Consider the following 24,497-nt stretch of genomic DNA (forward strand, 5'->3'; position numbering starts at 1 on the left):
AGCAGCCTCGACCCCTCGCCGCGTCGAGCACGCCACCCGTCGAGCGACTCCATCAGTCTCCTCCGGACCACTGACATCAGGCGGAAGGCGCTGGCGCCGACCCGGTCGCAGGGCACCGCGCGCCACGCACGAGGGCCGCCCACCGGCTGTGGACGACCCTCGTCCACAGCCGGTGGGCGACCCCCGTGGAGCTCACCTTTTTCACCCGCTCGCCGCACCGTACGGCGTGTCGCACGTCACACCTGCGCCGGTCGCCGTCGAGCCGAGGCTCGTCGGGCGCGGCACGGCTCAGCGGTCTGCGTACTCGACCTCCGAGATCGCCGGGAGGCGGCCCGACGTCGCGAGGGACCGGTACCAGAACGCCGAGTCCTTCCACGTGCGCTCGAGCGTGGTGTAGTCCACGCGGATGATCCCGAAGCGACGGTCGTACCCGTAGCCCCACTCGAAGTTGTCGAGGAGGGACCACGCGAAGTACCCGCGGACGTCGGCGCCCGCATCGATCGCCCGGCCCACCGCATCGATGTGGTCGTGGAGGTAGGACACGCGGTCGGCGTCGTGGACGCGACCGTCCGCGCTCACCTCGTCGTGGAACGCGGCGCCGTTCTCGGTGACCATGAGCGGCTGCTCCGGGTACGCCCGGTGCACGGACAGCAGCAGCTCGGTCATGCCGGCCGGCTCGATGTTCCAGCCCATCGCCGTGTACGGGCCCGGCTGCTGGACGAACTCGATGTCCGTCACGCCGATCCACGGGGTGGCCGCAGCCGCACCGTGCCCGTCGTTGCGCGCGAGCACCGGCTCGCCGGCGGGCACGCGCCGCACCTGGACGGTCGAGTAGTAGTTGATCCCGAGGACGTCGAGCGGGATGTTCGCGATCGCGGTGTCCCCCTCCTCGACGAAGGACCAGTCGCTCACGGCCGCGGTGTCGGCCAGGAGGTCCTCCGGGTAGGCGCCGTCGAGCATCGGGCCGAGGAACGCGCGGTTCGCGAGCGCGTCGATCTGGCGGACGGCGTCGACGTCGGCCTCGCTCGACGGGTCGGACGGTCGGATGACGTGGAGGTTGAGCGTCACCGACAGCCTCGCGCTCTCGCCGAGGACCTCGCGGATCGCCCGGCCGGCGAGGCCGTGCGCGAGGTTGAGGTGGTGGACGGCCTTGAGCGCGCCCTCCGCCTCCGTGCGCCCGGGGGCGTGGACGCCCGAGCCGTACCCGAGGTACGCGGAGCACCACGGCTCGTTGAGCGTGGTCCACACGTCGATCCGGTCGCCGAGCTCGACCGCCATGCGTCGCGCGTACTCGGCGAAGGCGTAGGCCGTCGCGCGATTGGTCCACCCGCCCTCGTCCTCGAGCTCCTGCGGCAGGTCCCAGTGGTAGAGCGTGACGACCGGCTTGACGCCGGCGGCGATGAGCGCGTCCACGAGGGTCGAGTAGAACGCGATGCCCTCGGCGTTGAAGTCCCCGGAGCCGCCCGGCTGGACGCGCGACCACGAGATGGAGAAGCGGTAGGCGCCGAGACCGAGGCGGCGGATGTGCTCGACGTCCTCGGCCCACCGGTGGTAGTGGTCGTCCGCGACATCTCCGGTGTCCCCGTTGAGGGTCTTGCCCGGGGTGTGGGAGTACGTGTCCCAGATGGACTTCCCGCGGCCGCCCTCGTCGGCAGCCCCCTCGATCTGGTAGGACGCCGTCGCGGAGCCCCAGAGGAAGTCGGCGGGGAGCTGACGGTGGTGGGCGAGCCCCTGCGGCTCGACGGATGGCACGGCGTTCACGATGGAGTTGCTCCTTGGCTCGTTCGGTTGAGAGGTCAGAAGGTCGTCAGGCGGTCGCCGGGGCGCCGGTCGAGCCCCGCACGATGAGGTGGGCTGTGAGGACCGCGTCGTGCACCGGCGGACGGCCCTCGATGGTCTCGAGCACCGCTGCTCCCACGAGCCGGCCCATCTCGTGGACGTCGAGGCTCATCGTCGACAGCGGCGGCTGTGTGAGACGGCACAGCCGCGAGTCGTCCCAGCCGAGCAGGGAGAGTTCGCCCGGCACCGGCACGCCCAGCTCGTGGGCCACGTGCAGCCCGGCGACGGCCATGACGTCGTTGTCGTAGACGATGGCGGTCGGCCGCGCCGTGCGCGCGAGGAGCTCGCGGGTGATCCGCTCCCCCGCGTCGTCCGAGTAGTCCCCCTCGACCGTCACGGGCTCGACACCGTACGACGCGCACGCCTCCGCGAGGGCACGGACCCGGGCCTGCGTGTGGAGGTAGGCGCTCGGACCCGTCACGTGGGCGACGGCCCGGTGCCCCAGCCCGAGAAGGTACCCGGCAGCCTCCTCCATCGCGGCGACGTCGTCCGCACGCACGACGGGCAGCGACGGCTCGCCGTCCCACCGGCCGACCATGACCGACGGGATGCCGTGCGCCGCGAGGAGGGCCGGTCGGTCGTCGTCCTCACGGACGTTGACGACCATCACCGCGTCGACCAGGTCCGACTCGGCCCAGCGCTCGTAGGTGTGCCGCTCGGCGCCGGCGTCCGCGACGACGGCGAGGAGCACCGAGAGGTCGTGGACGGCGAGGATCTCCTCGGCTCCGGCGATGAACTCCATGAAGAAGGGCTCGACGCCCACCACCCGGCGGGACGCCGTGCGGACCATCCCGACGGCGCCGTGCGGTCGGGACGGAGGCGTTGACTGACCCGTGGTGGCGTCGCTCGACATCTCGCTCCTCGCATCCCGGCGCCCTGGCGGCGCCGGACGGTCCAGGTGACACTACCGCCTCGCACCCGCCCGGCGAGGGAGCGAGCCGTTGACGGACCGCAGGACGAGAGCGAGCGTCTCCGGCGCGGAGAGCTCGGCCAGCCGCGCCTGGTCGACGGGTTCAGCGGTGGTCACCGAGAAGGTCCGGGACTCCCCCGCGAGGAGCGTGACGAGCATGTCGTCGACGACCGCCTCGGGACTGATCCGGTCGGCCATCACGGCGACGTCGAGCGCGAGGCTCGAGGCGCGGACGTCGATCGCCAGACCGGTCTCGGTCGCCCGGACGGTCACGCCGAGCGCGTCAGGATCGAGGGCGAGGTCCTTCGGCTCGACGAAGCGGTGGACGGTACGCACGCCCTCAAGCTCCGCGACGAGCACCTCGCGCGTGGGGTCAGCGGGCGAGACGAGCTCGCCGGGCAACGCGAGCGTGATCGCCCCGCGCGCCTCGACATCGACGGCGATCTCCGCACGGGCGAGCTCGGTCCCGGCGAGGTCCGTGCGTCGCAGGACGACCGTCCCGACCCACCGCTCGGCGGAGTCGTTGACGACGACGAGCGCCGGCGCACCGTCGCGCGGCTGCACCGTGAGGAGGCGGTCGGCGTAGGCGTGGCGGAGCGCGTAGAAGAGCGGCTTGGGCCGCTCGTCGCCGTCGATCGCCGCCCAGGACGTGACAGGCCAGCAGTCGTTGAGCTGCCAGACGATCGCGCCGGCCGTGCGGGGCCACCAGGACCGGAAGTGCTCGATGCCGAAGGCGACGGCGTGGGCCTGGTTGAGCTGGGTGATCCAGTGCCAGTCCTCGAACGTCTCGGGGACGGGCAGGTGCGGTGCCAGGCCGCGGTCGAGCTTGCCGTTGCCATCCTCGGCCTTCTGGTGGAGGAGGAACTCCGGCGACTCCTTGTGGAGCGCCGCCGCAGGGATCGAGCGCGTCAGGGTCGTCCACGCCGGAGGGCCCTGGAAGCCGAACTCCGAGCAGAAGCGCGGCACGGCGTCGCGGTACGCCGAGTAGTCCTGGCGGTTCCAGACCTCCCACTCGTGGCGCGTCCCGTGGTTCTCGTCGTTGGGGTGGATCGCCGGAGCGCCCTGGGCCACGTCGGCGGAGGATCCGGGGCTGTACGGGCTGCCGTCGCAGTACGGGCGGGTGGGGTCGAGCTCGGCGACGATCGCCGGGAACAGCTCGGTGTAGTAGCGCTGTCCCCACGTGCGGCCCGCGAGGTCCTCCTGCCAGCCCCAGTCCATGAAGCCCCAGAGGTTCTCGTTCCCGCCGTTCCACACGACGAGCGACGCGTGCGGTGTGAGCCGGGCGACGTTCTCCCGAGCCTCCGCCTCGAGCTCGCTCCACAGCGGTTCTTCCTCGGGGTATGCCGCGCACGCGAGCAGGAAGTCCTGCCAGACGAGCACGCCGCGCTCGTCGCACACGTCGTAGAAGTCCTCGGTCTCGTAGATCCCGCCACCCCAGACCCGCAGGAGGTTCATGTTCGCGTCGATCGCCTGGTCGACGCGTCGGGCGACGCGGTCGCGCGTGATCCGTGTGAGGAGGTGGTCGTCCGGGATCCAGTTGGCGCCCTTGACGAACACGGGCTGCCCGTTGATCACGAGCGTGAACGGAGTGCCCGTCGCGTCCGGCGTGGTGTCGAGCTCGACCGTGCGGAACCCGACGCGCCGGGAGTAGGAGTCGAGCCGGTCGCCGTCTGTGGTCCCGAGCGTGACCTCGAGGTCGAACAACGGGTGCTCGCCGTAGCCGACCGGCCACCACAGCGGAGCGCCGGGAACCTCCACGTGCACGACGGCCGAGCGGGCGTCGGGACCGAGCGCGACCGTCGCGACGTGGTCGCCGAGCCCGTGCGCGGCTGCGAGCGCGGCGGTGACCACGGTGTCGCCGTGGTGGTCGAGGCCCGCGGACGACGTCCGGTCGAGGTCGACGTGGACGTGGACGTGCCCTGTCCCGTGCTCGTCGACCGTGACGAGGGGACGGACCTGAGCGAGGCGGGCCGAGGACCACCGCTCGATCCGGACCGGCTTCCAGAGCCCGGCGGTCTGGAGGTCGGGTCCCCAGTCCCACCCGAAGCTGCAGGCCATCTTGCGGACCATGTTGAAGGGGTGGTCGTAGGCACGCGGGCGCAGCACGAGCGCATCGGACTGCTCCTCGGCGTGCTCGACGGCCGGGCGCAGGTCGACGACCAGGTGGTTCTCGCCCGGACGGACGAGGGACGTGACGTCGAAGCGGTAGGACCGGTGCTGGTTGGCGGTGCTGCCGATCTCGCTCCCGTTGAGGCTCACGCGGGCGACCGTGTCGATTCCGTCGAACGCGAGGTCGAGGTGCTCGTGGAGGCCCGCGGGATCGGTGTGGAACGTCAGCTCGTAGCGCCAGGCGGTCCGATGCATCCACTCGAGGGTTCGCTCGTTGAGGTCGAGGTAGGGGTCCGAGATGAGGCCGGCGGCCAGGAGGTCGGTGTGCGCGGTGCCCGGGACCTGGGCCGGGACGGTGCGCCCGACGATCTCGGCGGGCACGGGGCCATGGGTCGCGCGGAGGGTCCAGCCGTCGTGCAAGGTCTCGCTGATCATCGGTGATCGCTCCTGGATCGCTGGGTCGTGGTCGTGGTTGGGCGGACTACTTCGTGGCGCCCGACGTGAATCCGTTGTAGATGAACCGTTGCAGGGCGAGGAAGACGATGAGCGTCGGGATCATGACGATGATGACGCCTGCTGCGATGATCTCCCACTGTGCCCCGAACGGACCCTTGAACCGGAACAAGGAGGTCGAGATGACCCCGAGGTCGCGACCGGGCATGTAGAGGAACGGGATGTAGAACTCGTTGTAGATCGCGATGCCCTTGATGATGATCACCGTCGCGATCGCCGGCTTGAGCAGCGGCAGGATGATCCTGCGGTAGATCGTCAGGTGGTTCGCGCCGTCGAGCACCGCGGCCTCGTCGAGCTCCTTGGGGATGCTCCGCATGAACTGGATGAAGATGTAGATCGAGACTATGTCCGTGCCGAGGAAGAGCGCGATGACCGCGCCCCGGGTGTTGAACAGTCCGAGGTTGTTCACCACCTGGAAGGTCGCCACCTGCGTCGTGACGCCCGGCACGAGGGTCGCCAGGAGGAACGCGACGACGACAGTCTTCTTGAACCGGAACTCGAATCGGTCGAGGGCGTATGCCGCCATCGTCCCGATGATGATCGTGCCGGTGACCGAGACGAGCAGGATGAACGTCGTGTTGACGAACGCCTCGAGCATCCGACCCTTGGTGAACGCCGTCACGTAGTTGGCGAAGCTCAGGCTGCCGGGGAGGTCGAACGGACCGCTGTCCTGGAACTCGTCGGTCGTCTTGAACGACGCCATGACGATGACGACGATCGGCAGCAGGGTGAGGATGGAGGCGAGGACCAGGGACAGGTACTTGCCCGTCTTCGCGGAGAGCGCGGTCACGTGAGGTTCACCTTCTCTTCGGGGACGAGCTTGCGCTGGATCCAGGTGATGACGAGGACGATCGCGAGGAGGACGACGGCCATCGCCGAGGCGAGGCCGACCTTCGAGAACTTGAACGCGGAGTTCACCGTCTGGATGACGAAGGTCTCGGACCCGTTGGAGCCGCCGGTCATGATGAAGGGGATCTCGAACACGGCGAGGCTCCCGGAGATCGCGAGGATGAAGGACAGGCCGATGATCGGCTTGATCCCCGGCGCGATGATGAAGCGGAACTGCTGCCACCGGTTCGCGCCGTCGAGCTCCGCCGCCTCGTAGAGCTGGTTCGGGATCGACTGGATCGCCCCGAGGAAGAGCACGAAGTTCAGGCCCATGTACCGCCAGATCGAGGTGCTCGCGAGCGAGAAGTTCACGACGTCGCGGTCGCCGAGCCACGGGCGGCTGAGGTCACCGAGGCCGACGATGTCCAGCAGCGCGTCGAGCGTGCCGTCGGGCCGGAAGAAGTACAAGAAGATGAAGCCGATCGCCACGCCGTTGACGAGATAGGGGAAGAAGAGGATCCCCTTGAAGAGGTTCCGGAACCGCGTGCTGAAGCTGAGGATCGTCGCGAAGTACAGGGCGAGCGCCATCTGGATGAACGACGCGGCGAAGTAGTAGAGGCTGACGAAGAACACCCGGAAGAGCTCGGGCCGTGTGAAGACGGAGACGTAGTTGTCGATGCCGACGAAGGTCTTCGTCTTGTCGAGGCCGTCCCAGTCCGTGAGGGAGTACCAGAACATGTTCGCCACGGGGACGTAGGTGAACAGGACGAGCAGGAGGACGGGGAGGGCGAGGAACACGTACGGGGTCCCTCGCCACCCCCATCCCGTCCGGCGACGTCTCGAGGTGAGGAGGGCGCTCTTCTTCTTCAGCAGCGGTCGGGCCGGCGGCTGCGCCAGCTCACGTGTGCTTGTCATTCGTCGTTCTCCCACCTCGTGCGACACACGACATCGTGCATTCCGGGTTCCGGCGTTCCAGGTGCTGCCGGTCAGCTCATGACGTCTGCGCGGGCCTCGGCCCAGCGGGTGTTGAGGTCGTCGAAGAACTCGTCCTTGGTCTCGTCCGTCTGGCCGCGGGCGGCGTCGATGAGCGCCTTGCGGTAGATCTCCTTCTGGAGGCCGATCTCGGCCGCGTTGTCGATGTCCGTCACGAGGGTCTCCTTGCCGGGCTCGGCCGGGAGCTGCTCGAGGTAGACGAGGTCGTCCCCGAGGGCTTCGAAGTCCGCGAGAGTCTCGGGCATGTCACCATCGAGGAGCGGCGAGAGGCCGCCCTGCGACTCGGCGTAGCCGGACTCGGCGTTGAACCAGTCGATCCAGGCGCGCGCCTCCTCCTTGTGCTCGGAGTGGACGTTGATCGCCTGGTTGTAGTCGCCCCCGATGATCGAGTGGAACGTGCCGTCGACCTGGTTCGGGAACGGCATGTAGCCGATGTCCGCAGGGTCGTCGGCGGCGTCCTGCATCTGGCCGATGGCCCAGGACCCGAGCGCCATGGTGGCGATCTTGCCCGAGCCGAGCATGCCCTTGGACGCTTCCCAGTCCGTGGTCGTCGGGTCTTCTTCGATGTATCCGCCCTCGACGGCGTCCCAGAGGAGGGAGTCGATGACGTAGAGGTCCTTGCCCTCGCTCCACGGGGCGTCGTCCTCAGGGAGCGAGCGGTTGAACTCCTCGTCGGCCGTGATCGAGCCGCGGTGGGCGTCCCACTGCGTGACCGGCCAGTTGGCGGCGTAGTTCGTGTAGAGGGGGATCGCGTCGGTGGTGGTCGCGATGGCGTCGAGCGCGTCGAGGAACTCCTCCGGCGAGGTCGGCAGGTCCGTGACGCCCGCCTCGGCCCAGACCTTCGTGTTGTAGACGAGGCCCTGGGCGTTGCCGACCACGGCGATGCCGTATCCGTTGCCGTCGTAGGACTTGTCGTTGATGAAGCGGTACTCCTTCGCCAGCTCCTCGGTGGTGCCGAGCGGTTCGAAGAAGTCGGGGAGCTGCTCGGGGGTGATGGTCCCGGGGATCCCGAGGACGTCGCCGTAGTCCTCGGTGTTCATGCGGGTGCGGACCTCGCCCTCGTAGTCCGTGATGCCTTCGAACTCGACCGTGATGTCGGGGTACTTCTTCTCGAACTCCGCCTTGTAGCCGTCGAGGGTGCCGTCCTCGAGGAGGTCGGTGCGCCACGTCAGCACGGTGATGTCGCCGGCCATGACGCCGTCGTCGTTCGACTCGCCGCTGTCGGCGGAGCACGCGGCCGTGAGGCCGATGACCGAGGCCAGGGCGGTGAACGCGGCCGCTCGCCTGCGTCGTGAGTGAGGGAACATCGTTGATCCTCTCTGCGTCGGCACTGCTGTGTGCCGAGGGAGCCTGTGACCCCGGAGGGCCGAGGCCGTGAGCGGCCCTGGACGACATTCTTAAGCAGATGAAGAAAGTAAGTCAACACCTCGAGGTCCGTCCGTGTCCGAAACGCAACTCTTGCGGCGTCGGTCGCCCCGCGCCCTTGCCACATTCTTAAGCAGCCGAATAAAGTAAGTGTGAGGAGACGCAGCAGCTGTCGGTCAGAACCCGGCAGCTTCTCGCTATCGTGTCCACAGACGGTCGTGAGAGGGAGAGCTGTGAGCGGACCAGAACCGAAGCGCCACCCCGGGGCGAGCACCTCCGCGGTGCTCGACGCGATCCGGGCAGCGGGCACCATCAGCCGCGTCGGGCTCACCCGCGTCACAGGACTCACGGGAGCGACGGTCTCCACGGTCGTCCGACGCCTCCTCGACGAGGACCTCGTCGTCGAGATCGGCCGCGCAGAGTCGACCGGCGGCAAGCCCCGGGTCCTCCTCGAGCTCAACCCGTCGGCCCGCTACGCCGTCGGCGCACACCTCGACCACTCCGGCATCACCTACGCCGTGACCAACCTCGCCGGCGCCCCGGTCGCCCGCATGACACGCCCCGGCCCCGGCGACGCAGAGCCGGCCCAGGTGCTCGAGCGCATGGCCGGCGAGATCGACCTCCTCATCACGGGCATCGGCGTCGACCGCTCCAAGATCCTCGGTCTCGGCCTCGTCTCCCCCGGCCCCCTGACCTCGACCAACGGGATGAACCGCACACCCCCGTTCATGCGGTCCTGGGAAGACTTCCCGCTCGACACCGAGCTCGAGATCCTCACCGGCCTCCCCGTGCTGCTCGACAACGACGCCACCGCCTCGGCCATCGGCGAGTACTGGTCCGGCGGCACGAGCGGCGAGACGACCTTCGCCGCCCTGTACATGGGGACCGGCATCGGCGCCGGCGTCCTCCTCGACGGCGTCGCCTACCGCGGAGCGAGCGGCAACGCCGGAGAGATCGGCCACACGAGCCTCAACATCGACGGCCCGGTGTGCTGGTGCGGGATGCGCGGGTGCGCAGAGGTCCTCGCCGGGCCCGCCGCCGTCGTCGAGGCTGCTCGCGCCGACGCCCGCGTCGCCCAGGCAGCCGGGCTCGACCGGCTCCCCGAGGGCGCCTCCATCGCCATGCAGTTCGCCGCGATCGCCCGCGCCTCGCGCAACGGCGTCGTCGGCGCACGGCAGATCCTCGAACGCTCCGCGCGATACCTCGCCGTCGCCGCGCACACGATCGTCAACCTCCTCGACGTGCGGCTCCTCGTCCTCACCGGAGCGAGCTTCGCGGCCGCCAGCCACATCTACGTCCCCGCCGTCCGCGAGCTGCTCGAGCAGTCCTTCTTCGCGCGCACGAGCCACCCCGTCGACGTCCGCCTCTCGCACGCGGCCGACACCGCGCCCGCGATCGGCGGCGCCGCGATGGTCCTCCAGTCCGAGCTCGTCCCCCAGCGCGTCACCCCCCTGACGACCGTCGACCGCGACGGGAGCCCTCGCTCCGAGCTCAGCTCGCTCTCCCGGTAGACGCTCCCGCCGCACCCTCACGCCGCTGCCCACCCACCCGACCACCACGCGCACGCCCGGCACCCCCGGACGTCAGGAGACGCCCATGGCCTTCTACGATCTCGACGCCACCGCACTGACCACCTACCTGCCCGACGTCGACGAGCCGGCAGACTTCGACGAGTTCTGGTCCGCCACGCTCACCGCGACGCGATCCTTCCCGATCGACGTCCGCGCGACACCGGTCGACGCAGGGCTCGACCTCGTCGAGATCTTCGACGTCTCCTTCAGCGGCTTCGACGGCCACCGCATCAACGCCTGGCTCACGCTCCCGCGCAGCGGCACCGACCTGCCGGGCATCGTCACGTACAACGGCTACGGCGGCGGGCGCGGGCTACCCCACGACCATCTCGTGTGGGCGGCCGCAGGCTTCGCGCACCTGTTCATGGACACGCGCGGGCAGGGCAGCCGGTGGGGCCACGGCGGCGACACCCCCGACCCCGTGGGCAGCGGACCGGCCGCACCCGGCTTCATGACCCGCGGCATCCTCGACCCGGCCGAGCACTACTACCGGCGCGTGTTCACCGACGCCGTCCGGGCCGTCGAGGCGCTGCGCGACAACCCACGCGTCGACGCCACGCGTGTCGCGGTCGGCGGCGCCAGCCAGGGAGGCGGGATCGCCCTCGCCGTCGCCGGGCTCGTCCCGGACCTCCTCGCCGTCATGCCGGACGTCCCGTTCCTCTGCAACTACCGGCGCGCCGTCTCGCTCGTCGACACCGACCCCTACGGCGAGATCACCACGTACCTCTCGGTCCACCGGGAGCACGCCGAGCAGGCCTTCCGCACGCTCTCCTACGTCGACGGCGTCAACCACGCCCGCCGTGCCACCGCGCCGGCGCTCTTCTCCGTCGCGCTCATGGACCCCATCTGCCCGCCGTCCACCGTCTACAGCGCGTACAACCACTACGGCTCGCGTGCCGCCGCGGCGGGCGCCGCCGTCGACACCTCGATCGAGGTGTACCCCTTCAACCAGCACGAGGGCGGCCAGGGCTACCAGCTCGCCGAGCAGATCCTCTGGTTGCGTCAGCGCGCCGGGCTCGTCCGCCTCCCGTCCGCCACCGAGACAGCCGGAGCACCCCTGTGACCACGACCGCGCCTCCCCACACCGGCTCGCCGACCCCGCCGCAGCCGACGTGGCTCGACAGCGACCTCCACCGCGTGTGGCTCACCGGCCACGCCCACGACCTGCTCGCGTTCGGACGCGACGTCGGGTCGAGCGCCGGCGGCGCCGGGTGGCTCGGGGACGACGGCGTCGTCGACGCGACGCAGCCGGTCTTCACCTGGATCACGTGCCGGACCGTGCACGTCTACGGCCTCGGGCACCTCATGGGCGTCCCCGGCTCCGCGCGCCGGGCCCAGGCCGCCCTCGACGCGCTCCGCGGGCGCCTGCACGACGACGTGCACGGTGGGTGGTTCGCCTCGATCGCCGCGGACGGCACGGTCGACGACTCGAAGAGCGCGTACGCGCACGCGTTCGTCGTGCTCGCCGCGAGCACCGGCGCCGCGGCAGGGCTCGACGGGGCCGAGGAGCTCCTCGCCGACGCGCTCGCAGTCCTCGACGAGCGGTTCTTCGACTCCAGGTCCGGCCTGCACGTCGACGAGTGGGACGCGAGCTGGTCGACCCTCGACCCCTACCGCGGCGTCAACGCGAACATGCACTCGGTCGAGGCGCTCCTCGCGGCGGGCGACGTCACCGGAGACCGCCGCTGGACGGAACGAGCGCTGGGGATCGCCCGGTACGTCGCCTGCGACTGGGCGCCGCTCCACGACTGGCGGATCCCCGAGCACTTCGACGAGGCGTGGGTGCCGCTCCTCGACCTCAACGCCGACTCGCCCGACGACCCGTTCAAGCCGTACGGCGCCACCGTCGGCCACGGCATCGAGTGGTCCCGTCTCCTCCTGCACCTCGACGCGGCGCTCGGGACCGACGCGCCCGACTGGACCGTGCCTGCGGCGCGTGCGCTCTACGCCCGCGCGATCGAGGACGGCTGGTGTGCGAGCAGCACAGGCGCGCACGGCTTCGTGTACACGACCGACTGGGCCGGGACCCCTGTGGTGGAGACGCGCATGCACTGGGTGGCGGCCGAGGCGATCGGCGCCGCCGCAGCGCTCTTCCGGGCCACGGGCGACGAGGAGTACGCGCTCGACTATGCCCGCTGGTGGGGGCACGCGGAGGACGTCTTCATCGACCCCGTGCACGGTTCCTGGCACCACGAGCTCGACGCGACGAACACCCCGTCCGCTGCGGTGTGGCCCGGGAAGCCGGACCTCTACCACGCCTTCCAGGCGACCCTCGTCCCGCAGGCGCCGCTCACACCGTCGCTCGCGACGGCGCTGCGTGCCGGGCTGATCCCCCTGCGACCCGCCCGGCACGCCTGATCCCGCAGGTGCGAGCACCCACGGGCACGTGCGGCGTCTAGCCGAGGACGACCTCGACGGAACCGGCGAGGTCGTCCGGGACCACCACGTGGTCCCCGAGCTGCACCCGCCACGGAGCCGGCCGCTCCGCGCCGGAGCTCCGGCGCACGGTCACCGTCTCGCCCGAGCGCTCGACCTCGAACACCGCCGCAGCGCGCGAGGGGTCCTGCGCGTCGGGGATGCGCACCGTGCTGCGGTGTCCGTCGGCGATCTCGAACAGGCGCAGGGTCACGCCGTCGGCCCAGTCGTAGTCCGGGCGGTCCGAGGTCGCACCGACGGGGAGGACCGTGCCCGGTCGGACGAGGAGCGGCAAGGAGTCGAAGCCGTAGCGCCCCTCGAACCAGCGAGGACCGGCGAACGTCTCGCCCGAGAGCAGGTGCGTCCACGTCCCCTCGGGGACGTAGAACCGGACGTCCCCCTCGGCTGAGAACACGGGTGCGACGAGGAGGCTGTCGCCGAGCATGTACTGCGTGTCGACGGTCGCGGCCGTGCGGTCGTGCGGGAGCTCGAGGACCATCGGCCGCATGAGCGGGGTCCCCTCGGTGTGGGCCTCCTCCCCCAGCCTCGCCAGGTACGGCATGAGGGACATCTTCAGCCGCGTGAAGGATCGCGTCACCTCGACGGCCTCCTCGTCGAACACCCAGGGCACACGGTAGGAGTCCGAGCCGTGCAGCCGGCTGTGCGACGAGAGCAGGCCGAACGCCGCCCACCTCTTGAAGACCGCGGGGTCGGGCGTGCCCTCGAAGCCCCCGATGTCGTGGCTCCAGTAGGCGAAACCGCTCAGCGCGAGCGAGAGGCCGCCGCGCAGCGACTCCGCCATCGACACGAAGGTCGACTCGCAGTCGCCGCCCCAGTGGACCGGGAACTGCTGCCCACCGGCCGTCGCCGACCGCGCGAAGAGGACGGCGTCACCCTCGCCGCGCTCCGTGCGCAGGAGGTCGAAGACCGCCTTGTTGTACAGGTGGGCGTAGTAGTTGTGCATCCGCTGCGGGTCGGAGCCGTCGTGCCACACGACGTCGGTGGGGATGCGCTCGCCGAAGTCCGTCTTGAAGCAGTCGACCCCCATGTCGAGCAGCACCTTGAGCTTCGAGCAGTACCAGGCCGTCGCGTCGGGATTGGTGAAGTCGACAAGGGCCATGCCCGCCTGCCACATGTCCCACTGCCACACGTCGCCGCTCGGCGTCGTGACGAGGTAGCCGAGCTCCCTGCCCTCGGCGAAGAGGTAGGACCGTTGCGCGATGTACGGGTTGATCCACGCCGAGATCCGCAGGCCCTTCGCGCGCAGCCGGGCGAGCATCCCCTCGGGGTCGGGGAACGTCGCCGGGTCCCAGACGAAGTCGCACCAGTGGAACTGGCGCATCCAGAAGCAGTCGAAGTGGAAGACGCTCAGCGGGATCTCCCGGTCCGCCATCCCGTCGATGAACGAGGTGACGGTCTGCTCGTCGTAGTCCGTGGTGAACGACGTCGAGAGCCACAGCCCGTAGGACCACGCCGGAACACGCGCCGGCCGGCCGGTGAGCGCCGTGAGCTTGCGGAGGATCTCCTTGGGAGTCGGCCCGTAGATGACGTAGTACTGCAGGTGCTGCCCCTCGACGCTGAACTGCGTGCGGGACACGACCTCGGTGCCCACCTCGAACGAGACCCGGTCGGGGTGCGCGACGAACACGCCGTACCCCGCGTCGGAGAGGTAGAACGGGACGTTCTTGTACGCCTGGTCGCTCGCGGTCCCGCCGTCCTCGTTCCAGATGTCGACGCTCTGCCCGTTCTTGACGAACGCACCGAAGCGCTCGCCCAGCCCGTACACGTGCTCGCCGACCCCGAGCGCGAGCTGCTCGTACACGTATCGGCTGCCGTCGTCCCGCGAGACGATCCCGACGCTGCGGGGGGTCGAGGACGTGAGCACGCGACCGTCGGCGACGAAGTCGACGCCCCACGCCCCGCTCGCGCTCACGTCCGCGCGCAGGGCACCGGACGTGATGTGGGCGGTCGACCCGCCCTCGGTCTGCGGAGCCACGACCTTGCAGTCCCCGGGCTCCCGGTGGATCTCGAACGCGGGTCCGCGAGCGCTGACGCCCTGGAAGTGCTCGACCCGGACGCCGATGACGTCGTCCATCGGGGCGTCGAAGGTCACGGTGACCTGCGGCCGGTTGAGGGTGTCACCTCGGCTCGTGATCGGTGCGGTCGGCGCGTAGACGGTGAGACGGTCGTCCTCGACCGTGACGTCTGCGGCGGACTGGGGACGCAGGATGGTCGTCCCGGGCAGGACGAGCCAGTAGCCGTCGGTGAACTTCATGCGGACCTCTCGATGAGAACGACAGCGTCCACCGGGCCGACGACGATCTCGTCGCGGTGGTCGCTCAGGGTGAGCAGATCGGTGACCTCTCCCGGGGGGAGGTTCACGGTGACAGCGGTGTCGCTGTGGTTGAGGAGGAAGTGCAGGTCGCCGCGCCGGACGGACTCGACGCCGGGGTAGCCCGTCGTGTCGATGCCCTGTGCGGCGCAGACGTCGCCGAGGAGCGCAGCGGTCGCTCTCTCGGGGAGGAGCACCCCGACGTACCAGGCGCTCCCGTCGCCGTGGTCGTGCACCGTCACGGCCGGCGTGCCGGCGAGGCCCAGCGGGGCGCCCTCGCCGTGGTGGGCCACGACGCGTGCGCCGTGCGCGCGCAGCCGCTCGGCATAGTCCTTCACGTGCACGGGACCAAGGAGCTCCGACCCGAGGGTGGTCCCCTGCTCGGGCAGCGGCAACCACTCCTCGCCCGAGACCCCGACGACGTCGGCGAGCGGTACGGGGAAGCGCCCCGTACGCACGTGCGCGTCCGGGGTCGCGACGGCGGAGAACGGCCCGACGACGAGCGCACCGCCGTCGGCGACGTACGCGTCGAGCGCACGGGCGTCGTCGTCGCCGAGGAGGTAGAGGTTCGGGGCGAGCACGAGCGCGTAGTCGCCGAGGTCGTGGCTCGGGTGCACGAGGTCGACCGCGATGCCGCGCTCCCACAGCGGGCGGTACCAGGAGCGCACCTGGTCGAGGACCTGGAGGCGGGTCGTCGGCCGCGCAGCCTCCTCCGCAGCCCACCAGCTCGACCAGTCGAAGACGATCGCGACCCGGGCGTCGACGCGGGTCCCGACCACGGCACGGAGCGCGCGCAGGTCGGCACCGAGCCGACGGATCCCGCGGTGCACGTCCGTGTCCGGTCCCGCGTGCGGGAGCATCGCCGAGTGGAACCGCTCGGCGCCGGCACGCGACGCACGCCACTGGAAGAAGCAGATGCCGTCCGCGCCGCGAGCGACCGCCTGGAGGGACTCGAGCCGCATCCGGTCCGGCGACTTCGGCACGTTGTGGTCGCGCCAGTTCACGGAGCTCACGGCCTGCTCCATGAGCAGCCACGGCGCGCCCGACCCGAGCGACCGCATGAGGTCCTGGGTCAGCGCCGCGGTGCTCGGCGCGTCCGGGTCGGTCGGGTCCGGATAGGCGTCGTCCGCGACGACGTCGAGGTCGCCTGCCCAGGACCAGTAGTCGACGAGCGGGAAGAAGCCCATGAAGTTCGTGGTGATGGGTGTCACCGGGTCGATGCTGCGGATGATGTCCCGCTGCTCCCGGTAGACCTCGAGCAGGGCGTCGGAGCTGTAGCGGCGGAAGTCGAGCTCCTGCGTCGGGTTGATGAGGTACGGCGCCCGGCGCGGCGGGATGATCTCGTCCCACTCGTCGTAGCGCTGGCTCCAGAAGGTCGTTCCCCACGCCTCGTTGAGATCGTCGAGCGTGCCGTAACGGGCGCGGAGCCACGCCCGGAAGGCCTGGGCGCTCTCGTCCGAGCGGCAGACCTGGCCGAGCTCGTTGCCCACGTGCCACATCCGCACGGCCGGGTGGGTCGCGTAGCGCTCGGCGAGGTCGCGCGTGATCTCACGCGCGAAGCGACGATAGACGGCGGACGCAGGGCTGAACTGGTTCCGCGAGCCGTAGGCCAGTCGGACGCCGTCGGCGTCGACCGGGAGCGTCTCGGGCCACCGGTGCCCCATCCACGGCGGCGGGGACGCGGTGGGCGTGGCGAGGTCGACCGCGATGCCGTGGGTGTGCAGGAGATCGAGGACACGGTCGAGCCACCCGAAGTCCCGCGCGCCTGGGCTCGGCTCGAGCTGCGCCCAGCTGAACACGCCCACGGTGACGAGGGAGACGCCTGCGTCCCGCATGAGGGTGACGTCGTCCTCCCAGACGGTCTCCGGCCACTGCTCGGGGTTGTAGTCGCCGCCGTAGAGCAGCCCGTGCTCGGCGGTCAGGCCGCTCAGTCCTCGCGCCTCCGTGCCGTCCGGGGACGGTCGGTTCCTCTGGTGCACCATTGCTCCTTGGTCCGGCTTCCAGGCGATTCTCGGTGACCTGGCGTTCGTCGAAGTGTATCGTCGAAGCGGTTCAACACGGTAGCGTCCTGCGGACCTTCGTGTCCACCATCAGGACGCGCGACGACGACGAGGTCAGAGACGATGGCACAGGCACCGACGGACGGCCCCTATCCAGCCCTGTCCTCAGAGAGACCGCCCGATCCGGTGACCGACCGCACCCATGCGACGCATCGCTCCGAGCCTGCGTCGACCTGGATCGAAGCGCTTGCGCTTGGGAACGGCTCGCTGGGTGCGGTGAGCTACGGTGCCCTCGCCGCGGGCCCCACCCCCGGCGGCGAGCGGCTGCAGGTCAACCACGCAGACGCCTGGTCAGGCTCTCCTCGCTCCGCCACCCAGATGCCCGTGCACGACAACGACGGCCCCACGCTCCTCGCGAGCGCCCGCTCCGCCCTCGACGCCGGAGACGTCCGGGCGGCCGAGGCCACGCTCCAGCGCATGCAGTCGACGCACAGCCAGGCGTTCCTGCCCTTCGTCGACCTCACCGTCGACGTCCACCCGGCCGACGAGGACCGGCGACCACGGGACGGCGCACGGCCCGGAGAGATCGGCTACCGCCGCTGGCTCTGCCTCGCGACCGCGCGAGCAGGCCACGAGTACTCGGTCCCGGGAGCCGACGGGGTCGCGCGCCACACCACCTGGACGTCGCGCGCCCACGACGTGCTCGTGCACACCGTCCACAACGGCACGACGCTGGCGCTCGACGTCACCGTCGACCTCGGCTCCCGGCTCCCGGACGCACCTGCGACCACGGGCACCGACCAGAGCGAGACCGGCGCGACGCCTGCCGGCTGGACGACCGCTCTCTCTGTCGAGCTGCCCGTTGACGTCGCACCCGCGCACGAGGAGACCGCCGAGCACGTCAGGTACGACTCGGCACGGGCGCGCTTCGGCACCTCGGCGCTCGCCTCCCGCGTCGAGGACGCTGCCGGGAACCCGGTCCCCAGACACCCGACCGAGGTGGGGGTCCGCCTCGCCCCCGGCGAGCGCGTCGTGCTCGTCCTCGCCGCAGGAGTCACGAGCCGGCCCGGCGACCTCGACGACCTGCGGCGCACCGCGCTCGACGCCCGGGACCGCGCCGAGCACGCCGCCGCCCTCGGCAGCCAGCACCTCTACGCCGCGCACCGCGCCGCCCACGCCGAGCTGTACGACCGGGTCACCCTCGCGCTCGAGACCGCAGACGCCGCCGAGAACGGCGGCGGCACCGGCGACGGGGCGTCTGACGATGTATCGCCCGACCAGGCGGCGCTCGACCGCGCGGCTCTCGTCTTCCACCTCGGCCGGTACCTCCTCGTCTCGGGCTCCCGGCCCGGCGGGAGCCCGATGACGCTCCAGGGCCTGTGGAACGACGAGCTCCCGGCGCCGTGGAGCTCGAACTACACGCTGAACATCAATACCGAGATGAACTACTGGGCGGCCGAGACGGCGAACCTCGCGGAGTGCCACCGCCCCCTCCTCGACTGGGTCGCCGCCGCCTCTCGCGGCCCGGGCGCGCTCGCCGCGCGAACGCTCTACGGGGCACGCGGGTGGGTGCTGCACCACAACTCCGACAGGTGGGGCCACGCGACCCCCGTCGGTGCCGGGTCCGGCGACGTCTCCTGGTCGTTCTGGCCTCTCGGTGGCGTCTGGCTCGCGCGGCACCTGTGGGACCACGTCGACTTCGCCTGCGCGACGGGCACGGCGGGCACAGCAGGTACGACGGGCACAGCGGGTACGACGGGCACGGACCCGTCATCCGTTGCTGCCTCGTCGGGCCTGACCTTCCTCCGCGAGGCGTGGCCCGTCCTGGAGTCCTGCGCAGCCTTCGCGCTCGACTGGATCGTCCCGGACCCTGCGCGCGGCGCCTCCCGGACGAGGACCTCACCGTCGACGTCACCGGAGAACACGTTCGTCGCTGCGGACGGGCTGCCGGCCGCGGCGTCGACGTCGAGCACGATGGACGTCGCGCTCCTGCGCGATCTCGCGCTGCGCTGTCGCACCGCCGCCCTCACCCTGGGCGTCGCTCCGCCGTGGCTGGACCGGCTCGAGGAGGCGGTGGCGGGCCTTCCCGACCCTCAGGTCGGCGCGCGCGGTGAGCTCCTCGAGTGGTCCGCGGAGCTGCCCGAGGCCGAGCCGGACCACCGCCACACCTCGCACCTCGTGGGCCTCTACCCGCTCGGCCAGATCACCCCGGAGCGGACCCCCGCCCTCGCGCGCGCGGCCCGCCGGACCCTCGAGCTCCGCGGCCCGGAGTCGACGGGCTGGGCCCTCGCCTGGCGCGCGGCGCTCTGGGCCCGCCTGCACGACGCCGAGCAGGCCCACGACACCCTCCTGCGCTGCCTGCGGCCCGTCCCGACGGACGACCAGCCCGGCGGTGCGCACCGCGGCGGCCTCTACCCCAACCTCTTCAGCGCGCACCCGCCGTTCCAGATCGACGGGAACCTCGGCTACGTCGCCGCAGTGACGGAGATGCTCCTGCAGAGCCACGCCGGCGGCCTGCACCTGCTCCCGGCGCTCCCGTCCGCGTGGCCGAGCGGTTCCGTGCGCGGCCTGCGAGCGCGCGGCGGCGTGGTCGTCGACCTCGAGTGGTCCGCGGGCCTGCTCACGCAGGTCACCCTGGTCTCCGCCACGAGCGCCCGTGCGACGGCACCGGTCGAGGTGCGCTACGGCGGCCGGTCCGCGGTGGTGCACCTCGACCCCGGCACGGCGCTCCGGCTCGACCACGACCTGCAGATCGACTGCTCGACACTAGGCTGACGGGACGCGAGCACCCGGCACCCCGCTCGACGAGCACGACCAGCGACCAGACCCAAGAACCGAAGGAGCGACCACCCGTGGCCACCATCGACGACGTTGCACGGGCGGCAGGCGTCTCGACGTCCACCGTCTCCTACGTGCTGAGCGGCAAGCGGCCGATCTCGGCCCCGACGCGTCACCGGGTGGAGAAGGCGATCCGGGAGCTCGGCTACCGCCCGCACGCCGGGGCGCGCGCTCTCGCGTCGAACCGGACGAACGTCATCGCCCTCATGGCACCGCTGCGCGTGGACGTCAACGTCAACGTCATCATGCAGTTCGTCGCCGGCGTCGTCACGAGCGCGCGGTCGTTCGAGCACGACGTCCTGCTGCTCACCCAGGACGACGCGGCGGGCCTCGACCGGGTGGCGAGCGGCTCGATGGTCGACGCCCTCATCATGATGGACATCGAGGCCGACGACCCACGCATCCCCGTCCTCGCCGGGCTGCGCCAGCCGACGATCCTCATCGGCCTGCCCCGGCAGTCGCAGGGCCTGAGCTGTGTCGACCTCGACTTCGACGGCGCCGGTCACCTCGCGGTGCGGCACCTGGCATCGTTGGGCCACTCGCGCATCGGCCTCCTCGGCTCGCCGCACGTCGTCCTCGAGCGCCACACGACCTATGCCGAACGCCTCCTGCGCGGGTTCCGCGCCGAGGGCGCGGAGCTCGGCGTCGACGTCGCGGCCGTCCCCTGCGAGTCGTCGCAGACCGGTGCCGGCCAGGCCGTCGCACGGCTGCTCGAGGAGATGCCCGACATCACCGCTGTCGTCGTCCACAACGAGGTCGCGCTCCCCTACGTCGTCACGGCGCTCAAGGACCGCGGCCTGAGCATCCCGGGCGACGTCTCTCTCGTCGCCCTCTGCCCTCCGGACGTCGCGGTCGCGCAGCCCGCACCGCTCACGTCGATCGACATCCCCGCCCCGGCGATCGGTCGGGTCGCCGTGGAGATGGCGATGGCGCGTCTCGACGAGGTGCAACCCGTCGAGACGCGCCTGCTGACCCCCCAGCTCACCGATCGCGGGACGACAGGACCCCCGCGACAGGCGGTCCGGCTCAGCCCTTGATGGCGCCGAAGATGATGCCCTTCGTGAAGTGCCGCTGCACGAACGGGTAGACGACGAGGACCGGGACGAGGGCGAGGACCATGACGGCCATCTTCACCGAGAGGCTCGCGATGTCGCCCGTCGCGACGTCGACCGACGTCCCTCCCGAGCCCGGGATGGGCTGGCCCTGGAGCACGTACGCCCGCAGCACCATCTGCAGCGGCCACTTCTCCGTGTCGCGGATGTAGAGGACGGCGTTGAAGAACGCGTTCCAGTAGCCGACGCCGTAGAAGAGCGCGATGACCGCGGTCACGGCCTTCGAGATCGGCATGACGATCTGCCAGAGGATGCGGGCGTCGCTCGCGCCGTCGATCCGTGCCGCCTCGAGGATCCCGCCGTCGATGCCCATGAAGAAGTTCCGCATGATGAGGACGTTGAAGGCCGAGACAGCACCGGGCAGGATGAGCGCCCAATAGCTGTTGATGAGGCCGAGGTTGCTCACCCAGAGGTAGGTCGGGATGAGGCCGGCGCCGAAGAACATCGTCACGAGGAACACGAAGAGGATCGGCCGGTGCCACAGGGTCCCGGGGCGGGAGAGCCCGTAGGCCGCCATGGCGGAGACGATGGTCGAGATGATCGTCCCGACGACCGTGATCCCGATGCTCACGAGGGCCGCTCGCCCGACGACTCCGCCGTTGACGAGCTGGACGTAGGCGTCGAACGTGATCTCGCCGGGCACGAAGACCATGCCGCCGGCCGCGGAGATCGTCGCCTTCGACGACATCGAGGTGAGGACGATCGAGTAGAGCGGGATGAGCACCACACCGGCCACGACCGTCAGCGCGATCCCCTTGACGGCGAGCCCGACCGGGCCTGCGGGCTCCTCCCACGCCGGGCGGTGCTTCGAGCGTCGACGCCGCTTCACGGGCACCGGTCCGCCGACGATCGTGTCGAGCGGCTTGGTCACGTCACTGGTCGCTGTGCTCATGATTTCTTGTACACCCCTGCCTCGCCGAAGACGTGCGCCAGCTTGTTGGCGCCGAGCACGAGCGCGAGGCTCACGACGCCCTTCATGAGTCCTGCGGCAGCTGCGAAGCCCCAGTCCCCGTACTGGACACCTTGGAAGTACACGTACGTGTCGATGACCTCCGAGCGCGCCGCGCCCACGGCGTCCCGCTGGAGGTAGAGCTGCTCGAAGCCGACGGTGAGCGCGTCACCGAGCCGCAGGATGAGCAGCAGGATGATGACGGGCCGGAGCGCGGGCAGCGTGATGTGCCACATCCGACGCCACTTCCCGGCACCGTCGACGGCCGCGGCCTCGTACTGCGAGGGGTCGACCGTGCTCAGCGCGGCGAGGAAGATGATGATCCCCCAGCCGGCGTCCTTCCAGATCGCCTGCGAGGTCACGAGCACGAGGAACGTGTCCGGGTTGCTCATGATCGTCAGCGGCTCACGACCGGCGGCACGCAGCGCCTGCGAGATGAGGCCCGCACCGCCGAACATCTGCTGGAAGATCGTGATGACGAGCACCCAGGAGAAGAAGTGCGGGAGGTAGACGATCGCCTGGATCGACGTCTTGAGCCGAGGGCTGAGCACCGAGTTGAGCAGCAGCGCGAGGACGATCGGCACCGGGAAGTAGAAGACGATCTGGAAGAGCGTGATGAACAGCGTGTTCTCGACCGCGTTGAGGAACTGCGGGTTCGAGAACACCCGCACGAAGTTCTCCCACCCCACCCACGGGCTGAAGAAGAACCCCGTGTACGGCGAGAACTTCTGCCACGCGATGACGTTCCCCATCATGGGGATGTAGGCGAACACGACGAGCAGCAGGACAGCCGGGAGCGTCATGAGGAGCATCGAGCGGTCCCGCTTGAGCCGCGTCGAGAGCTTGATCTTGCGCACTGCCGGGCGGGGCTTCCTCGTCGAGGACGTCGAGGCAGCGACGCCCGCGGGCTCCGGCGCCTTCGCCTCCGTCGTCGTGCTCACGACTCGTCCAGGAGGTGCTGGTAGAAGCCGCGGAGCTCGTCACCGCCCGCGGACTTCCAGGTCGCGACGGCGGCGTCGAGGTCGGTGATGGACTTTCGTCCGCGCGAGATGTCCTTCTCGAGGTCCTCGAACGGCTGACCGATCGACGCGTACTGGTCCGGTTCGCTGATCTGCAGACCCCAGAAGACCGGCTCCTCGGCGTAGCCCGCGGCGAGCTGGCTGAACTCCGAGGAGGCCTTGACGAACCCGGGGTACTGGACGCGCGCGTTCGTCTCCGGGCCGTCGACGAGGAACATGTAGGTCGGCTGGAGCTCCGTCTTCGCGAGGTCGGTCGGGACAGGCAGGCCGTCGGCGCCGCGCTCGTAGTGGACACCTTCGACCCCGTTCGCGATGAGGTCGAACTCGACGGTCCCGAACGGCGCCGCGATGACGTTCGCGAGATCGAGCAGCTCGAGGATCCGGTCCTCGTCGTCCGTCTTCTTGAGGAACGAGAAGATGTTGCACGGGTTGCCCTTGAAGTACGTCGGCTCACCTCCGTCGGCGCCGAAGGGTGCGAAGGGCTTCTGCGACCACGTCGGGTTCGTGCTGAGCATCTGGGCGAGGTTCTCGTGCCACGAGCCGATGCCGTCGTTGAGGATGACGACCTCGCCGTCCCAGAAGAGCTGCTTGGCCCACGTGTTGTCGACGTCCGGGTGGACGGCGCCGGACGCGAAGACCGCCGCGTTCCACTCGAGCGCGGCTCGGTACTCCTCGGTCTCGACACGGTGGAGGAGCTGTCCGTCGTCGCCGACCTTCCACTTCGGCACGACGCCGTGGATGATCGTCGCCGCCGTCCACATGTCGTGGGCGCCGTACCGCTTGGTGGCAGGGTCCGTCACCTCGACCATGAGGTCGATGAGGTCCTGGCCGTTCGTCACGTCGGGTGTGATGCCGAGGCCGGTGAGCACGTCGTCGCGGTAGAAGATCGCGTCGTTGATGACACCGGTCGGGAAGGGCAGTCCGTAGACCTTGCCGTCGAAGCTCGAGTACTTCCATGCCGCGGTGGGGATGTTCGCGAGGTTGGGCCACTTCTTGATCTTGTCGCCGGAGACGTACTGCGTGATGTCCTGGAAGACGTTCGGCACCACCTCGGTGGCGAAGCGTGGGGGGATGTTCCACGTCGGGACGCTCACCCAGTCCGGCAGGTCCTTGGGCGCTGCGAGCGCGGTGGCGAGCACGGTCCCGTACTCGTTGCCGTCAGCGATCTGGAACTTCAGCGTGGAACCGAGCATCTCGTCGACGGCCGCGTAGTAGGCGTTCCCGCTCGTGGGCGGCGGAGTGCCCCACAGCGGGGTCATGGCGGTGAAGGAGGAGCCCTTGCCCGGCGGTGCCTTGATCGACTGGACCAGCTCTGTCGGGATCGTCTCGAAACCTGGGACCGATCCGTTGACGCTCGGGTAGTCCGGCTCGACGTAGGTGATGGGCACGTAGGTCGGCAGGTGGTCCGAGGTGAGCGCGACCCCGCCTGCGTTGCTCGACCCGGTCGACGCGGTCCCGCCGCACGCGCTGAGGAGGGAGGGGACGCCGATCACTGCAGCGCCGGCGGCGAGCATGCCGAGGAACGAGCGGCGGTGGATCGGGGCCTGCGTGAGCGGCTGGCGATCTGGGCTGGTCTTCATGGGGCGTCCTTCACTCCTTCGTGGGATGCGCAGCACGTCGATGTGCTCTTCGTGGTCGCTCCGTCGCGTCCGTATCGTCGCGTTCATCGTCGAAGCGATTCGACGGAGTGGACTCTACGACACA

General features: G+C 70.3%; 16 protein-coding genes. 5 read left to right on the top strand and 11 right to left on the bottom strand.

What is annotated here, in order from left to right; genetic code table 11:
* Positions 1-288 precede the first annotated feature (288 nt).
* From ABKW26_RS08515 to ABKW26_RS08540, 6 genes are all read right to left on the bottom strand, one after another.
* Positions 289-1,752 carry a GH1 family beta-glucosidase gene (locus tag ABKW26_RS08515; RefSeq protein WP_348592766.1) on the bottom strand — a complete coding sequence of 488 codons (1,464 nt, stop codon included), beginning with the start codon at positions 1,750-1,752 and terminating at the stop codon, positions 289-291.
* A gap of 55 nt (positions 1,753-1,807) precedes the next feature.
* On the bottom strand, positions 1,808-2,692 hold the full coding sequence (locus ABKW26_RS08520) for a substrate-binding domain-containing protein (protein ID WP_348592680.1): 885 nt from the start codon (positions 2,690-2,692) through the stop codon (positions 1,808-1,810).
* A 51-nt stretch (positions 2,693-2,743) separates the two neighbouring features.
* A complete protein-coding gene (locus tag ABKW26_RS08525; protein WP_348592682.1) occupies positions 2,744-5,293 on the bottom strand; it encodes a sugar-binding domain-containing protein in 2,550 nt (849 codons plus the stop codon).
* Positions 5,294-5,339: 46 nt separating this feature from the next.
* Positions 5,340-6,161, bottom strand: coding sequence for a carbohydrate ABC transporter permease (locus ABKW26_RS08530; protein WP_348592684.1), 822 nt, complete (start codon positions 6,159-6,161; stop codon positions 5,340-5,342).
* The gene (locus ABKW26_RS08535) at positions 6,158-7,114 is read right to left on the bottom strand and encodes a sugar ABC transporter permease (protein WP_348592686.1); all 957 of its coding nucleotides are present in this window, start codon (positions 7,112-7,114) and stop codon (positions 6,158-6,160) included. The genes ABKW26_RS08530 and ABKW26_RS08535 overlap by 4 nt, the downstream gene beginning before the upstream one ends.
* A 71-nt stretch (positions 7,115-7,185) precedes the next feature.
* Positions 7,186-8,499: an ABC transporter substrate-binding protein gene (locus ABKW26_RS08540; protein ID WP_348592687.1), complete on the bottom strand. Its 1,314-nt coding sequence runs from the start codon at positions 8,497-8,499 to the stop codon at positions 7,186-7,188.
* A 291-nt stretch (positions 8,500-8,790) separates the two neighbouring features.
* Here ABKW26_RS08540 and ABKW26_RS08545 point away from each other — a divergent pair, with 291 nt between their 5' ends.
* The 3 genes from ABKW26_RS08545 to ABKW26_RS08555 all read left to right on the top strand — a co-directional run bounded on the left by ABKW26_RS08545 (position 8,791) and on the right by ABKW26_RS08555 (position 12,486).
* Positions 8,791-10,068: an ROK family transcriptional regulator gene (locus ABKW26_RS08545; RefSeq protein ID WP_348592688.1), complete on the top strand. Its 1,278-nt coding sequence runs from the start codon at positions 8,791-8,793 to the stop codon at positions 10,066-10,068.
* Between the two features lie 85 nt (positions 10,069-10,153).
* On the top strand, positions 10,154-11,191 hold the full coding sequence (locus ABKW26_RS08550) for an acetylxylan esterase (protein WP_348592690.1): 1,038 nt from the start codon (positions 10,154-10,156) through the stop codon (positions 11,189-11,191).
* Positions 11,188-12,486, top strand: coding sequence for an AGE family epimerase/isomerase (locus ABKW26_RS08555; protein ID WP_348592692.1), 1,299 nt, complete (start codon positions 11,188-11,190; stop codon positions 12,484-12,486). Before ABKW26_RS08550 ends, ABKW26_RS08555 begins: the two co-directional genes overlap by 4 nt.
* 37 nt (positions 12,487-12,523) lie before the next feature.
* Here ABKW26_RS08555 and yicI read toward each other — a convergent pair whose 3' ends face one another.
* Together yicI and ABKW26_RS08565 are read right to left on the bottom strand one after the other, a co-directional pair.
* On the bottom strand, positions 12,524-14,818 hold the full coding sequence (yicI, locus tag ABKW26_RS08560; RefSeq protein ID WP_348592694.1) for an alpha-xylosidase: 2,295 nt from the start codon (positions 14,816-14,818) through the stop codon (positions 12,524-12,526).
* Entirely contained in the window at positions 14,815-16,857 is a 2,043-nt protein-coding gene (locus tag ABKW26_RS08565) for a beta-galactosidase (RefSeq protein ID WP_348592696.1), read from the bottom strand. Before ABKW26_RS08565 ends, yicI begins: the two co-directional genes overlap by 4 nt.
* Before the next feature lie 141 nt (positions 16,858-16,998).
* Between ABKW26_RS08565 and ABKW26_RS08570 the strand changes: the two genes are divergently transcribed.
* Positions 16,999-19,650 (top strand): glycoside hydrolase N-terminal domain-containing protein, encoded by a 2,652-nt coding sequence (locus tag ABKW26_RS08570; RefSeq protein WP_348592698.1) that lies wholly within the window; start codon positions 16,999-17,001, stop codon positions 19,648-19,650.
* A 77-nt stretch (positions 19,651-19,727) separates the two neighbouring features.
* The gene (locus ABKW26_RS08575) at positions 19,728-20,750 is read left to right on the top strand and encodes a LacI family DNA-binding transcriptional regulator (RefSeq protein ID WP_348592700.1); all 1,023 of its coding nucleotides are present in this window, start codon (positions 19,728-19,730) and stop codon (positions 20,748-20,750) included.
* On the opposite strand, the gene ABKW26_RS08580 is transcribed toward ABKW26_RS08575, so the two are convergent.
* The 3 genes from ABKW26_RS08580 to ABKW26_RS08590 form a co-directional block, all read right to left on the bottom strand.
* Positions 20,740-21,717, bottom strand: a complete 978-nt coding sequence (locus tag ABKW26_RS08580) for a carbohydrate ABC transporter permease (RefSeq protein ID WP_348592702.1) — start codon at positions 21,715-21,717, stop codon at positions 20,740-20,742. The genes ABKW26_RS08575 and ABKW26_RS08580 overlap by 11 nt on opposite strands.
* Entirely contained in the window at positions 21,714-22,631 is a 918-nt protein-coding gene (locus ABKW26_RS08585) for an ABC transporter permease subunit (RefSeq protein WP_348592768.1), read from the bottom strand. The genes ABKW26_RS08580 and ABKW26_RS08585 overlap by 4 nt, the downstream gene beginning before the upstream one ends.
* A gap of 80 nt (positions 22,632-22,711) precedes the next feature.
* Positions 22,712-24,373: a sugar ABC transporter substrate-binding protein gene (locus ABKW26_RS08590; protein ID WP_348592704.1), complete on the bottom strand. Its 1,662-nt coding sequence runs from the start codon at positions 24,371-24,373 to the stop codon at positions 22,712-22,714.
* Between the last annotated feature and the right edge of the window lie 124 nt (positions 24,374-24,497).

The organism is Sanguibacter sp. 25GB23B1 (assembly GCF_040012415.1).
Classification (GTDB): domain Bacteria; phylum Actinomycetota; class Actinomycetes; order Actinomycetales; family Cellulomonadaceae; genus Sanguibacter.

Excerpts from the sequence above, each read along its gene's own strand:
- ABKW26_RS08550 (WP_348592690.1), top strand. The coding sequence starts at position 10,154 with ATGGCCTTCTACGATCTCGACGCCACCGCACTGACCACCTACCTGCCC.
- yicI (WP_348592694.1), bottom strand. The coding sequence starts at position 14,818 with ATGAAGTTCACCGACGGCTACTGGCTCGTCCTGCCCGGGACGACCATC.
- ABKW26_RS08590 (WP_348592704.1), bottom strand. The coding sequence starts at position 24,373 with ATGAAGACCAGCCCAGATCGCCAGCCGCTCACGCAGGCCCCGATCCAC.
- ABKW26_RS08580 (WP_348592702.1), bottom strand. The coding sequence starts at position 21,717 with ATGAGCACAGCGACCAGTGACGTGACCAAGCCGCTCGACACGATCGTC.
- ABKW26_RS08525 (WP_348592682.1), bottom strand. The coding sequence starts at position 5,293 with ATGATCAGCGAGACCTTGCACGACGGCTGGACCCTCCGCGCGACCCAT.
- ABKW26_RS08540 (WP_348592687.1), bottom strand. The coding sequence starts at position 8,499 with ATGTTCCCTCACTCACGACGCAGGCGAGCGGCCGCGTTCACCGCCCTG.
- ABKW26_RS08565 (WP_348592696.1), bottom strand. The coding sequence starts at position 16,857 with ATGGTGCACCAGAGGAACCGACCGTCCCCGGACGGCACGGAGGCGCGA.
- ABKW26_RS08570 (WP_348592698.1), top strand. The coding sequence starts at position 16,999 with ATGGCACAGGCACCGACGGACGGCCCCTATCCAGCCCTGTCCTCAGAG.
- ABKW26_RS08535 (WP_348592686.1), bottom strand. The coding sequence starts at position 7,114 with ATGACAAGCACACGTGAGCTGGCGCAGCCGCCGGCCCGACCGCTGCTG.
- ABKW26_RS08520 (WP_348592680.1), bottom strand. The coding sequence starts at position 2,692 with ATGTCGAGCGACGCCACCACGGGTCAGTCAACGCCTCCGTCCCGACCG.